This window comes from Mariniflexile maritimum (genome assembly GCF_009746565.1).
GTDB classification, from domain to species: Bacteria; Bacteroidota; Bacteroidia; order Flavobacteriales; family Flavobacteriaceae; genus Mariniflexile; species Mariniflexile maritimum.
The window spans coordinates 17,896-30,478 of sequence record NZ_WRPN01000004.1 but is presented as its reverse complement, the minus strand read 5'-3'; the positions used below and the strand labels follow the sequence as shown (position 1 = coordinate 30,478).

At 38.5% G+C, this 12,583-nt stretch carries 9 protein-coding genes and 1 tRNA gene; 4 read left to right on the top strand and 6 right to left on the bottom strand.

Features of this window, described 5'->3' with window-relative positions:
- Positions 1-8: 8 nt before the first annotated feature.
- From GQO80_RS07255 to GQO80_RS07245, 3 genes are all read left to right on the top strand, one after another.
- A complete protein-coding gene (locus GQO80_RS07255; protein WP_157207684.1) occupies positions 9-1,418 on the top strand; it encodes a RagB/SusD family nutrient uptake outer membrane protein in 1,410 nt (469 codons plus the stop codon).
- A 165-nt stretch (positions 1,419-1,583) separates the two neighbouring features.
- A complete protein-coding gene (locus tag GQO80_RS07250) occupies positions 1,584-2,978 on the top strand; it encodes a Gfo/Idh/MocA family oxidoreductase (RefSeq protein ID WP_157207683.1) in 1,395 nt (464 codons plus the stop codon).
- 58 nt (positions 2,979-3,036) lie between these two features.
- Positions 3,037-4,080, top strand: a complete 1,044-nt coding sequence (locus GQO80_RS07245) for a Gfo/Idh/MocA family oxidoreductase (protein WP_157207682.1) — start codon at positions 3,037-3,039, stop codon at positions 4,078-4,080.
- Between the two features lie 8 nt (positions 4,081-4,088).
- On the opposite strand, the gene GQO80_RS07240 is transcribed toward GQO80_RS07245, so the two are convergent.
- From GQO80_RS07240 to GQO80_RS07220, 5 genes are read right to left on the bottom strand one after another with little or no spacing between them, the layout of a single operon-like run.
- The gene (locus GQO80_RS07240) at positions 4,089-5,246 is read right to left on the bottom strand and encodes a four-carbon acid sugar kinase family protein (protein ID WP_157207681.1); all 1,158 of its coding nucleotides are present in this window, start codon (positions 5,244-5,246) and stop codon (positions 4,089-4,091) included.
- Positions 5,246-6,271 carry a 4-hydroxythreonine-4-phosphate dehydrogenase PdxA gene (pdxA, locus tag GQO80_RS07235; RefSeq protein WP_198037736.1) on the bottom strand — a complete coding sequence of 342 codons (1,026 nt, stop codon included), beginning with the start codon at positions 6,269-6,271 and terminating at the stop codon, positions 5,246-5,248. The genes GQO80_RS07240 and pdxA overlap by 1 nt, the downstream gene beginning before the upstream one ends.
- Before the next feature lies 1 nt (position 6,272).
- Positions 6,273-7,421 (bottom strand): iron-containing alcohol dehydrogenase, encoded by a 1,149-nt coding sequence (locus GQO80_RS07230; RefSeq protein WP_157207680.1) that lies wholly within the window; start codon positions 7,419-7,421, stop codon positions 6,273-6,275.
- A gap of 7 nt (positions 7,422-7,428) precedes the next feature.
- A complete protein-coding gene (locus GQO80_RS07225) occupies positions 7,429-8,970 on the bottom strand; it encodes a sodium:solute symporter (protein ID WP_157207679.1) in 1,542 nt (513 codons plus the stop codon).
- Between the two features lie 26 nt (positions 8,971-8,996).
- Positions 8,997-9,845 (bottom strand): dihydrodipicolinate synthase family protein, encoded by an 849-nt coding sequence (locus tag GQO80_RS07220; protein ID WP_157207678.1) that lies wholly within the window; start codon positions 9,843-9,845, stop codon positions 8,997-8,999.
- A gap of 331 nt (positions 9,846-10,176) precedes the next feature.
- Here GQO80_RS07220 and GQO80_RS07215 point away from each other — a divergent pair.
- Positions 10,177-10,261 (top strand) — tRNA-Leu (locus tag GQO80_RS07215).
- An 8-nt stretch (positions 10,262-10,269) separates the two neighbouring features.
- Here the strand turns inward: GQO80_RS07215 and GQO80_RS07210 are convergent.
- Complete coding sequence (locus tag GQO80_RS07210; RefSeq protein ID WP_232333128.1) at positions 10,270-12,516, bottom strand: tetratricopeptide repeat protein; 2,247 nt, start codon at positions 12,514-12,516, stop codon at positions 10,270-10,272.
- Positions 12,517-12,583: the final 67 nt, after the last annotated feature.

The following is a 12,583-nucleotide window of genomic DNA, read 5'->3' as shown; positions in this document are numbered from 1 at the left end:
TTAAGAAAATGAAAAAAATAATATATATCATACTTTTTTGTAACATATTCCTATTGGGATGTAGTTCGGATTTTTTAGATAAAGCGCCTATTTCAAATGCTAACGAGGAGAATTTCTATAAATCCAAGAAGGATATCGAAACAGCGATGTGGTCAGCTTATAACTCACTTTACACTTTGTATGGTCCAGAAAGTTTGCCTTCGTTGTATGGTGAATTAATGTCGGACAACGCATATAGTGATAATGCCGCTGGAAGAATACAAGATTATGAAAGTTTTGAATTGCATACCATGGCCATTGATAATGAATTAGTGTTCAATTTTTGGAACAACTACTATAAGGCAATCTATATTATAAATAATATTATTGTAAGCGCCGAAAAACTTGATTTTGCAAATCGCGATGCTTTAATCGGCGAAGCCAAGTTTTTACGTGCTTTATACTATTTTGACATGGTTCGAGCTTGGGGCGATGTACCATTAGTCCTTACTCCAATCAGCATTGCGGATGCGTATGCACAAGAACGTACGCCAAAGGCACAAGTTTACGCTCAAATTATTGAAGATCTTGATTTTGCAGCAGCACAACTACCTGTAAAAACAAATCAACGTTTCGTAGGTGCTGCCAGCCAAGAAGCAGCCAATACGTTACTTGGTAAAGTATATCTAACAATGGGCAATAAACCAAAAGCCTCTGAAACTTTGTTGAAAGTTTATGGTAAGTTTAGTTTGGTACCTTACGCCGATTTATGGAATTTAACTAAAAAAAATAACGCATCATCTATCTTTGAGATTCAATATAAAGGCGGAGTGTCCAATCCATACAGCTTATATTGGGCCATGTTCTCACCGGTTGATAATCGTGTGGTTACAGCTTGGGGCGGCGGATTTAATCAAGTGACCGATGATTTATGGAATGCATACGAAGCAAATGATCCTAGAAGGGCTATTTCCATTCAAAACGGGTACCAAACAGCCGGCGGAACACCTGTTAATGTAAAATTCTTCATTAAATGGAAAGACACAGCGGCACCTGTAAGTGGTTTAAGGGAAGCTTCAAACAACAATTTTATAATCCTTCGTTATGCCGATGTACTTTTGATGTTGACCGAAGCTACTGATGATCCAAAATACATGAACGAAGTTCGTGCCCGCGTTGGCTTACCAGCTTATGGGGCTACTGGTTATCCAGCTCAGTACAATACATTGCAACTTGCTTTGGAACACGAAAGCCAAGTTGAATTTGCAGGTGAGTTTCATCGTTGGTTTGATTTAATAAGAACCGGAAGAGCAATTTCAGTAATAAAAAACAGTGATAAAAATATCACTATTACTGAAGATGAGTTATTATTGCCTATTCCTTTTCTAGTAATTAACCAAAACCCAGATGTGATTACTCAAAATGAAGCTTATAAATAGTAATATAATATTATTGTTTAGTTTAGTTAGTTTGTTTAGTAAATTAGATCCAGGATTTATTTCCATCTAATTTAAAATTGGGAATACAGCAATTTAATTGGATGTATTCCCTTTTTTATTTATCTTGTTAGTCCTAAACTAAACAACCATTAACACTTAAAAATCATGAAAAATTCAAGACGCCAGTTCCTAGCATCCATCAGCATGTTGGCCGCCTATAGTGCATTTCCTTTGAGCGCATTTAATTTTGGAACATCAAAAAAACTTAGAGTTGTTCTTGTGGGAACAGGCATACGGGGCACCAGTTTTTGGGGAAAACGCTTGGTTGATGCGTATTCCGATATTTTAGAATTTGTTGGTTTAAGCGACATAAACCCTGGTAGGTTGGAATATGCCAAAAAATACATTGGTGTTGATTGCCCAACATTTATTGATTTCGATAAGATGCTGAAAACAACAAAACCAGACCTCATCATTGTTACCACGGTAGATGCCACCCATCACGAATTCATTGTTAAAGGATTGGAATCGGGTTGCGACGTACTTACTGAAAAACCAATGACCACAGATGAAACCAAGGCACAAGCCATCTTAAATGCCGAAAGAACATCGGGTAAAAAACTCATCGTTGGGTTCAATTACAGATGGAGCCCTTACAGCACAAAAATAAAAGAACTGCTTGCCAATAACACCATTGGCAACATTACATCGGTCGATTTTCATTGGTACCTAAACACATACCATGGCGCCTCTTATTTCAGAAGATGGCATGGCGAAAAAGAACACAGCAACTCCCTTTGGGTACACAAAGCAACCCATCATTTCGACCTATTGAATTGGTGGATCGATTCAGACCCTACCGAGGTTTATGCCCATGGCGACTTAAATTTTTATGGTGCCAACGGCCCTTTTAGAGGTGATAATTGCAGAACCTGTGAGCATAAAAAGAATTGCGATTTTTATTTCGATATTACAAAAGACGAACGTATGATGGACCTGTACGTTGCAAACGAAAAACACGATGGCTACATAAGGGACAAATGCCTGTTTAGGGAAAACATTGATATTTATGATAAAATGTCTGCCCAAATACAATATGCCAATAACGTTACCGTAAATTATTCCTTAACCACCTACTCGCCTTTTGAAGGCTGGCGATTGGCATTCAACGGTACCGAAGGCAGAATTGAAGCCTCTTTGGATATTCCCTACAACAAAAAAACCGAAATAAACCAGGCCGAAATGCACGCCAAGGAAATGGAACAAAATGCCATTGAAGAAGCCAGTTCAGAATCCATTATTGTTCATAAACTATGGAAAGATTTTGAGACCGTTGAAGTGCCTTCTGAAAGAGGTGGCCATGGCGGCGGCGATGAACGTTTGCACAATAAAATATTTAGAACACCTAATGAAGCAGACCCGTTTGAGAGAGCTGCAGGAAGTAGAGATGGTGTAATGTCGGCAATCATTGGAATTGCAGCAAGAAAAAGTATCGAGTCTGGAAACCCAATAAAAATAGCAGATTTAACAGATATTGAACCGCAGCCTAACCGAGCATAAAAAAATGCTTTGTTTTAATTGATATCCTTTGTTAAAAACAGCCATATAAAACAATTTTATGAAACCCATTAACACAGCGTTATGTTCTTATGGTATGAGCGGTCGTGTGTTCCATGCACCATTTATTTCGGTCAATCCAAAATTCAACCTATACGGTGTTTTTGAAAGAACCAAAAACGAGGCCCAAAAGCACTACCCCAACATAAAAACCTTTCGCTCCCTGGAAAGCCTTCTGGCCGATGAAGCTGTTGAATTGGTAATAGTAAACACCCCCAATGTGACCCATTTCGATTTTGCCAAAAAAGTAATTAACGCGGGCAAACACCTGGTTATTGAAAAACCATTTACGGCAACTGTTGCCGAAGCCGATGCACTTATCAAATTAGCCAAAGAAAAAAATGTACAGATGTCGGTTTACCATAACCGCAGATACGACAGCGATTTCAAAACCGTACGAAAAGTAATTAATGATGGCTTATTGGGAACTATTATAGAAGCTGAATTTCATTACGACCGCTTTGATGCCGCCTTGAGCTATAAAACCCATAAAGAAACGCCTTCCATTGGGGTTGGGAGCTTATACGATTTGGGCTCGCATTTAATTGACCAAGCATTGCAATTGTTCGGTATGCCAGAAGCTGTGTTTGCCGATGTAGATGCGCTTCGACCCAACTCGAAAGTGGGCGATTATTTTGATGTGAAACTATTTTACCCAACGCATCGCGTTATTCTTAAATCGAGTTACTACGTTCGCGAGCCTTTACCCGGCAACATTTTACACGGCACCAAAGGCTCGTTCATTAAAACAAAGGCCGATGTACAGGAAAAGCAACTGATTGCCGGCAAAATGCCAGATAGCATGGATTGGGGCACGGAACCAGACAACGAAAAAGGCTTGCTGCACACCGAAAACAATGGCAAAATAATCAAAGAACTTGTACCAAGCCTAAAAGGAAATTACATGACGTATTTTGATGCTATTTATGAAGCCATTAGAAACCATAAATCGGTTCCCGTTTCTGCGGAAGATGGCAGGAACGTTATCAAAATTATTGAAGCCGCTTTAAGAAGTAACACCGAAAAGAAAGTTGTTAAACTATAAAACTTTTTTCAGTTCAACAAGCCATTTGGCCATGCGTAACTACCGGGTTTTATGGTAATGTATTTTTTAGGATTCAAGTTGTATTGCATGCGAACTACACCTAAATCGAGTTCTTCAACAGGTGTAAACGATTTCCAATTTAAGGTTTTCAATATATGGTAAGTTGTGGCACCACCTTCAATAAAAAGCTCATTAATATTGGTAATAGCTAAAAGTCTTTTTACAATTAAACTCATTCTTTTTTTTAAATAGGAAGCACTTTTTTCAAACGGAATGATTTCATTTGAAATTCTTAAAGCAACCTTCTTGTTTTCATTATATACATGCTTTATTTTTATAACAAAATCATCGAGAACCGTTTCGTTAAACTCCTGATTTATAAGGCTTTCAGGAAACAGCATTAACATACAATTTGAAGCTTCAAGCGTTTTAGCAAAACGAATACTTTCTGGATGTGTACTACCTGAAATGAGCATGTAATTATTGAAAATCTGTCGTTTTTTATTTATTATTCTTGAATTCGTTAGTTTTAATGATATGAGAAACTGTTCAAAAAACGCCGCACTGCCTCCAATAATCATGTTATCATTATACAAATGAATACTTTCTGATAATGCTTCAACCGAATCGCAATCGGGAACAAAGATGCCTTTTGATTCAATTTTCTTTATTTGCCCTGTATGAACATCGAAAGAATGTGCTTTAGTCGTTCTATCCAGAATTAGTTTTTTTATAGTCGATGTTTTTGAAGGAAAATCTGGGTCGGTAGCAAAACCCGTGTTTTCAATAAGTTCGTCATTTATAAAATAGCTCCCATTTTTAATGCACCGATTGCCTTTTGGGTTTGAAGGCTGAAGTAAAACACTACTTTTTTCTGTCACATCCATTAACGCTGAAAGTTCCGTTAAAACATGGCCTCTTAGTACCGAATCGCATTTTTTAAAAATCCTGTTATTTGTTTTTGAAATAACATTTTGGGCTAAATTGAAATGCGTTTTATAAGCTTCATCTGCTGTTAAAGAGCGTGTATCGGTTGCTATAATAGTAACAGCGGCTTCCTTTTTTGGTACGGTATCAATGCCAAACGAAACGTCCAATCCGTACCGAAGGCAAATACCTGCAATTTCCGCGGCTCCTGTTAAATCATCGGCTAAAACAAAAATCATTATTTTTTATGTTTCGCCATAACAATGGCATAATCAATGGCTACTAGCATGGCATCTGCAGAGGCTATGCCTTGACCTGCAATTTCGAACGCGGTGCCATGATCGACCGAAGCACGGATAATGGGCAATCCCAATGTAATATTTACGCCTTTCACGCTTTTCATGGTTCCCTTCTCATTATCCCATTTAAAACCTTCCAATTTAAAGGGTATATGCCCTTGATCGTGGTACATGGCAATGCAGCCATCAAACTTTCCTTGAACCGCTTTTACGAACATGGTATCTGGTGGAAACGGGCCTTCAACGGTATAACCTAATGCATTGGCTTTTTCAATGGCGGGAATAATTTCATTGACTTCCTCATCGCCAAACAATTGGTTTTCACCGGCATGCGGGTTTAATCCTGCCACGGCAATTCTGGGTTTTTCAATGCCGAATTTTTTACAAGCATCATCCAGTAAAGTTATCACTTCAAACACGCGGTCTTTTTTGCATAGATCGCAGGCTTGCCTTAGTGAAACGTGTGTGCTAACGTGAATGACCCTAAAATTTTCATCTGCCAAAAGCATCGCGAATTTTTTAGTATCTGTATAGTCCGCATAAATTTCGGTATGTCCCGAATATTTATGACCAGCTTTGTGGATGGATTCTTTGTTGATGGGCGCCGTAACCGTTGCATCAATTTGGTTTGCCAACGCCAATTCTATATTTTTTATAACCGCTTCAAACGCCGCTTTTCCAGCCATGGCAGTTACTACGCCGGGTTTCAGCTCTTTATTATTTACATTTTTTAAATCGAACACATCAATAATTCCGTGTTGAAATTTCGCATCAGATACTTTTTGAATCGCATGTATTTTTAATGAAGATTTTAATGATTCCACTTCGTTCTGCATCGTTTCAGCATCACCTATAACTAAAGGACTGCACCTATTGTAAACATCTTTTAACGCTAAGGTTTTTATAATGATTTCTGGACCAATTCCCGCAGGGTCGCCCATGGAAATTCCTATTTTTGGCTTCATTCTACAACAATTTTTTATAAATATTTATAGCATCTTCTCTGGTAACTTCTCTTGGATTATTTTTTAACAACCGAGTGACATTCATCGCAATATCTGCCAATTCGGGCAACACCGCTTCGGTTACGCCAATCTGGGTTAATCGTTGTGGAATGTTACATGCTTTAGACAGTGCTTCTATTTTTTCAATACCTGCTAAGGCAATTTCTTCATCGGTTCCATCTAAAGTTATGCCTAAAGCACGAGCTACTTCGGCATGTCGTTTTGGATTTGCAGACAAATTAAACCGCAGTACTTCGGGCATTAAAATAGCATTGGAGAGTCCGTGTGCAATATGAAATTTACCGCCCAATCCATAAGATAATGCATGGACTGCCGAAGTATTTACAGGGCCTAAACACAACCCCCCATACATAGAACCCAGTAACAATGCAGAACGTGCCTCCACATCATTTCCGTTATTGTAGGCTTTTAAAAGATTTTCAGAAATAAGTTGTATGCCCTGTAATGCATACACATCTACCGTTGGGTGTGCGAATTTGTTAGTATAGGCTTCAATACAATGCGATAAGGCATCAATACCTGTCTCTGCGGTTAATTTTGGTGGCAAACCCATGGTTAAAAGCGGATCTAAATAACAGGCATCGGGCACTAAATACGGACTGATAATACCGCTTTTTGCTTGGGTTTCTTCATTTAACAAAATAGCATTGGGCGATACTTCGCTGCCAGTTCCTGAGGTGGTTGGAACACAAATGAGTTTTATTTTTCTTCCGTTTAAAAAACCGATTCCTACAACCTCTGTTAATTTTTGTGAATTATTAATGAGTGCAGCTAATAATTTGGCACAATCTAAAACACTGCCGCCACCAACACCAATAACAACTTCGGGGTTAAAACCTTCATTTTCTTTTAACAGTGTTTCGAATTGGGAAAATGTGGGTTCTCCTAAAAATTTATATTCAACAAGATGAATTTCTTTGTTTTTAAAGTGAATGTTTTTGACTAATTCTCTAACATTTGACAATAAGGGTGTTGCCACGAGAAACAATATTCTGTTAGCATGTTCCAAAATAGCATCTTTTGAAAGTTCCTTCATGGAACCTTCGCCAAACACAATTTTTTGAGGCTGTAATAAAGTAATTGAATTCATTATCAATTTATTTTTTTTCTTTTAATTTGAAATACCCGTAGATGGTCAATTCTTCCGTAGCTTTTTCAGATTTGAAAAAGAAACTTGCCAAGTACCCGACCACCAATACAATTAAATGGCTGTAAACCCCTAACATATATTTGTGCTGTGGAAAATTATAATGCCCTAAATTTAAAATTACCTGACCATCAATTTTTGTGGTAGTTAACACCGCATAGGCCGTAAACGCAACACACACCGCTAAACCTACATAAAGTCCTTGTTTATTGGCGCGTCGTGAAAACAATCCTAAAAGAAAAATACCAACAATGCCTGCTGAGAAAATAGCATATAACTCAAACACCACACCAAGTACACCTTCGCCACTCCAGGAAGCATATAAAAGTGCCACAACCGACATGGCAATTCCTGAGAACAATACTAACAAGCGGCCCACAAACAGGCGGTCTTTATCGGTACAACTGGGCTTGAAACGTTGATAAAAATCTTCAACACCAATGGCCGCTAAACAATTCATATCGGAATCTAAACTGGAAATGGCTGCGGCAATTAATGCGGCCAAAACCAAACCAACAGCACCTACCGGCAATTCGGTACCAATAAAATAAGTGAAAACTTGATCTGCTTTCATCCTATCAGGCAACACGGCGCCACCAGAATTATAAAACACAAACAACAACGAGCCAATTAACATAAACAATGCCCAAACCGGCACACTCGCCAACACACCAATGTAAGCCGCTTTTTTAGCATCCTTATCATTTTTAGCCGCTAAGTAGCGTTGTACAATTGTTTGGTCTGTGCCGTATTTTTGTAAGGCATAAAAAATACCGTTAACCACTAAAACCCAAAAAGTCAATTCTGTGAAGCTAAAATTATATGGGCCGAAATCAATTTTTTTTATAGTAACAGCTTCCCTTAACATTTCTCCTGCACCACCTTCATAATTAAACAATAATATACCTGCACATAATAATCCGCCGCCAATGAGTAAAAACCCTTGAATGACGTCCATCCAAATAACCGCTTCGATACCACCAAGAAGCGTTAATAAAATAATAACGACGCTTAGCATTAAAATATAGGAAGTCACATCCAGTCCTGTTAAGGTTGCCAAGGCTAAACTAACTAGGTATAGTACGGTTCCCATTTTAGAAAAATGCGTAAGTATGAAGGCTACGGAACTGTACATGCGAGCAAACACCCCGAAACGACGTTCAAAATATTCGTAGGTGCTTAGCCGAATGACTTTACGAAACAACGGAACAATAACCCAAATTAGCCCAACCAACACAACGGGCACCATTAAACCTTGCACTAATAAAATCCAGTTCGATTTATAGGCTGCCGCCGGATATGCTAAAAAGGTAACGCTACTTATTAAGGTAGCAAAAATGGAAATCCCAATGGCCCAGGCCGGTATGGTTTTACTGCCTGAAAAGTACTGGTCGGAACTTTTTTGCCTGCGTGCAAAGTAAAATCCGGCACCTAATGTGAATACTACAGATATAATTACAATGGCAACATCAATCCAATGAATATTTAGCATAGTGGTTTAGTTTGTTGTTTGGTTAATTATTCCACCTCGGTTAATGGTGGCATCATGGTTTTATTACAAATATTCTTTTCGTGCATTAAGGCTTTTAAAACCGCCAAAGATTCGCCCAAGGTTTTATCTTTTTGGTATTGTTGCGCCACCAAATCTGTTTCCTGTTGCCATTTTTCACATGCATTCCAATCGCTATTTAGTGCAGCATCGTACAGCTCTTTATACATTTCAGGAACATAATTTCCCGTACTTGGCACAATGCCATCGGCCCCTAATTTTAAACTACTTGCACTTTGTGCGCCCCATCCACAGAAATAGGAAAACGCTTTTTCGTTTTTATATTTTTTAATACAGGCTTCCATACGTTCAAAATCGCGCTCAGAATCTTTTAAACCCCAAATATTTGGATGAACGGACAAGGTTTCAACAACATCTAAAGGAATCGTCATTTGTGTTGTGGCTTTGATGTTATACATCATCACTGGCCCCTTTATGTTGTCTGCTAACGTTTTATAAAACGCAATCATTTGATTTGAAGTAAGACCGTAATAAGAGGGCAAGGTGGCTACCACGCAGTCTGCCCCCAAACTGATGTAACGATTCCCTCTAAGTATTAAATCGTCAACTTGGTTTCCAACCAAACCTGCATAAATACATTGCTTTGTTCCTTTTGATTTTACAGCAACTTCCACAAGTTTAAGGCTTTCTTTTTCGCTGATGGAACTCGACTCGCCTGTTGTGCCCAATACCAAAGGATGTATAGCGTTTTCAGCAAAAAGCGTTACAATACGCTGTACAGCAGCAACATCTATGGTATAATCTTTATTAAGTGGTGTTATCATAGGCACCACAACTCCCGAAAAACGTTTATGCATAAGTATTTTTTATAGTGCTAATATTATCAATTTAACACGAACGCGGTGGTACTTTTGAGCGTTGACCAATTTTGTAAATTGAAGTTAATTCTGCTCAATACCAGTCCCTTAGATTGTCCTTGGTTTCAAAGCGTTGGTTTATATATCTGCTCTTGATATAAACCCATCGTTATAAATTTTAATTTAAGAAGCTTTACGGGCTTATCGTTTTGTTCTATTTATTATATTTGCGCCACCAAAGATTTCTTTAATATGTTTTTAAAGTTTGGTCATAAAAAAAAGACCGAATCTTTAGAAACATATACAAATTAGCAGGTTCTTTTTTTAATATGCGCACGTGGCGGAATTGGTAGACGCGCCAGCTTGAGGGGCTGGTATTCGCTTAGAATGTGGAAGTTCGAGTCTTCTCGTGCGCACAAAACAATTATTTTACGGTACTTAATTGGTTGAGAAAAGTGCGATAATTGGTGTTGTTCGGAAACATTTCTACCAACCTAACCACGATGTTCTTTGCTTTTGCCGGTTGATTGTTTTTAGAATACAGATACGCTAGATTATAGAGTAAACCTTCATTTTGCGGTGCCTTTTTCAGACCTTTAACGATTACTGCTTCGGCGTTTTTAAAATCGTTTAACTTATCGTAGAGCAAACTTAGGTTGTAATAGGGCCTGATGTTTTCCGGCATGTATTTAATGGCCAAAAGCATCTGTTTAACGGCCTCTTCTGTTCGGTTTAATTCTGCCAGCAGCAACCCGTAAGAATAATAGGTTTCACCAAATTCCGGTTCTTGTTCAATAATGGTTTTAAAGGCTTTTTCGGCATTTTTAAAATCACCATTTCTATAATAGAGATTAGCCAGATTGGTTCTAACGATGTTGTTGATATTATCAATTTGCAAAGCACTTTCATAGCCTTTTATGGCTGCTTCCAAATTCCCTTTTTTCAAATTATAATCGGCTTTTTTAATTCTTCCGCCCACAAAATCTGAAGTAACATTCAGGTTTGTTTCAAATTCCACCTTAACTTTTTTATAAACATCCTGATATTCCTTTGGAATTTGATGAGCTTCCAAAGAACCTATCGCGAAAAAAGCCTTGACCCTTACGGCGCGTTTTTCATCTTTCAACAAAGGCAAAAAATAATTCACATAATCGGCGGTGTTTATGGCACCCAGCGCATCTAAAGTTGCCGCTTTTACCAAAGGCGAATCGTCCTTTAAAAACCGAAGCATGTTGTTTATGGCATTGGCATCCATGTAATTGGCCATGGCCTTAACCGCAGAGGCCCTTGCTATTTCTGGGTAACTGGTATCGTTTGCCAAGGTTACCAGATCGTTAAACCCATGGGCGCTTCCTGTTAATCCAGGGGCCAACAAATCTGAAAAATGATTTTCTTTTGGATTGCCGTAATTTTTTTTGAAATTTTCCAAGGCCCATGCGTTGGTTTTATCGGTATGGCACTGTATGCAGGCATTGGGCGTTCCGTACTTGATGCTTAAATCGGGGCGCGGAATTCTAAAACTATGGTCGCGCCTAAAATCATTGCCCATGTAATATTTCCCGGTCATGTGGCAATTGATGCATTTAGCGCCTTCGGAATTGGGTTGATGGAAATGATGCGTTTCCCTATTATATTTTTCGGGCACATGGCATTGCATGCACAGTGCATTGCCCTGAAATTTGATTTTTGTTGAATGGGGGTTGTGGCAATCGGTGCAAGTTACGTTATTATGGTACATCTTGCTTTGTATGAAGGAGCCATACACATAATCTTCATCCAAAATCTGTCCATCTGGGTAGTAAGTGTTCTGCACAATCAACTCCGGAAAATAATGATCCAGCATGGTGCCCTCAAAATTATACTGTTCAGAGATTTGCTCCCTTCGCATGTGGCATCTGGCACATTGATCTACCAAAACACGGGGGTTTATGCCGCTGGTCATTTTTAAATCGCCCGATGTTTTATACTGGCTTCCTAGCTTGGTTGCTTGTTCAACATGGGTTTTACCAGGGCCATGACAGGCTTCACAGCTTACGTTAATAAGGGCATATTTGGTGTTGTAGCTATGCGATTTTAAATCGTAGTTCTTTCTAACGTTTGTAGAATGGCAATCGGCACACATATTATTCCAGTTTAGCCCGCCTCTGGACCAATGCAACCATTCGGAATGTACCACTTTAAAATTGGGATACAAATCGAACCATTTGTTTTTTTGGGTATCCCAGGCAGTTCTAAGACATTGATAATGACCGTTTGGAAATTTCACAATGTATTGTTGCAAGGGCGTAATGCCAAAGGTATATTCAATTTTATAATCGTGATAATTTCCATCGGGGCCTTCGGTGTTGACATAATAATGGGAATCTTTTTTAAAAAAACGCGATGTTACACCTTGGCTTTTAAATGTGTAATTATTAAAATTGCCCAACATGGTAGAATCAGTTGCAATTTGCATGGCCTTGTCGTGGTGCGACCCTTTCCAATCTTTAAATGCCCCTTCATGGCATTTTTTGCAAGCCTCATCGCCTAAAAAATGAGCGTCTGGAATAACCTCTGTTGAAACAAAAATGGCTTTTTCAGCATCGGTAACCGGCACATAATCAGTCTTTTTTTTACAAGCCCCAAAGGTTACTACCACCAAACAAAAAGCCAGAAAAACAGGTTTAAACAAAAAACACTTCATTTAATAAATCGCATAAGTTTATGGAAAACAGCAACAATAAAAGGCTATTTTATAC

Bases quoted from the DNA above. Each gene is read 5' to 3' on its own strand.
- GQO80_RS07255 (WP_157207684.1), top strand. From the start codon at position 9: ATGAAAAAAATAATATATATCATACTTTTTTGTAACATATTCCTATTG.
- GQO80_RS07250 (WP_157207683.1), top strand. From the start codon at position 1,584: ATGAAAAATTCAAGACGCCAGTTCCTAGCATCCATCAGCATGTTGGCC.
- GQO80_RS07245 (WP_157207682.1), top strand. From the start codon at position 3,037: ATGAAACCCATTAACACAGCGTTATGTTCTTATGGTATGAGCGGTCGT.
- GQO80_RS07240 (WP_157207681.1), bottom strand. From the start codon at position 5,246: ATGATTTTTGTTTTAGCCGATGATTTAACAGGAGCCGCGGAAATTGCA.
- pdxA (WP_198037736.1), bottom strand. From the start codon at position 6,271: ATGAAGCCAAAAATAGGAATTTCCATGGGCGACCCTGCGGGAATTGGT.
- GQO80_RS07230 (WP_157207680.1), bottom strand. From the start codon at position 7,421: ATGAATTCAATTACTTTATTACAGCCTCAAAAAATTGTGTTTGGCGAA.
- GQO80_RS07225 (WP_157207679.1), bottom strand. From the start codon at position 8,970: ATGCTAAATATTCATTGGATTGATGTTGCCATTGTAATTATATCTGTA.
- GQO80_RS07220 (WP_157207678.1), bottom strand. From the start codon at position 9,845: ATGCATAAACGTTTTTCGGGAGTTGTGGTGCCTATGATAACACCACTT.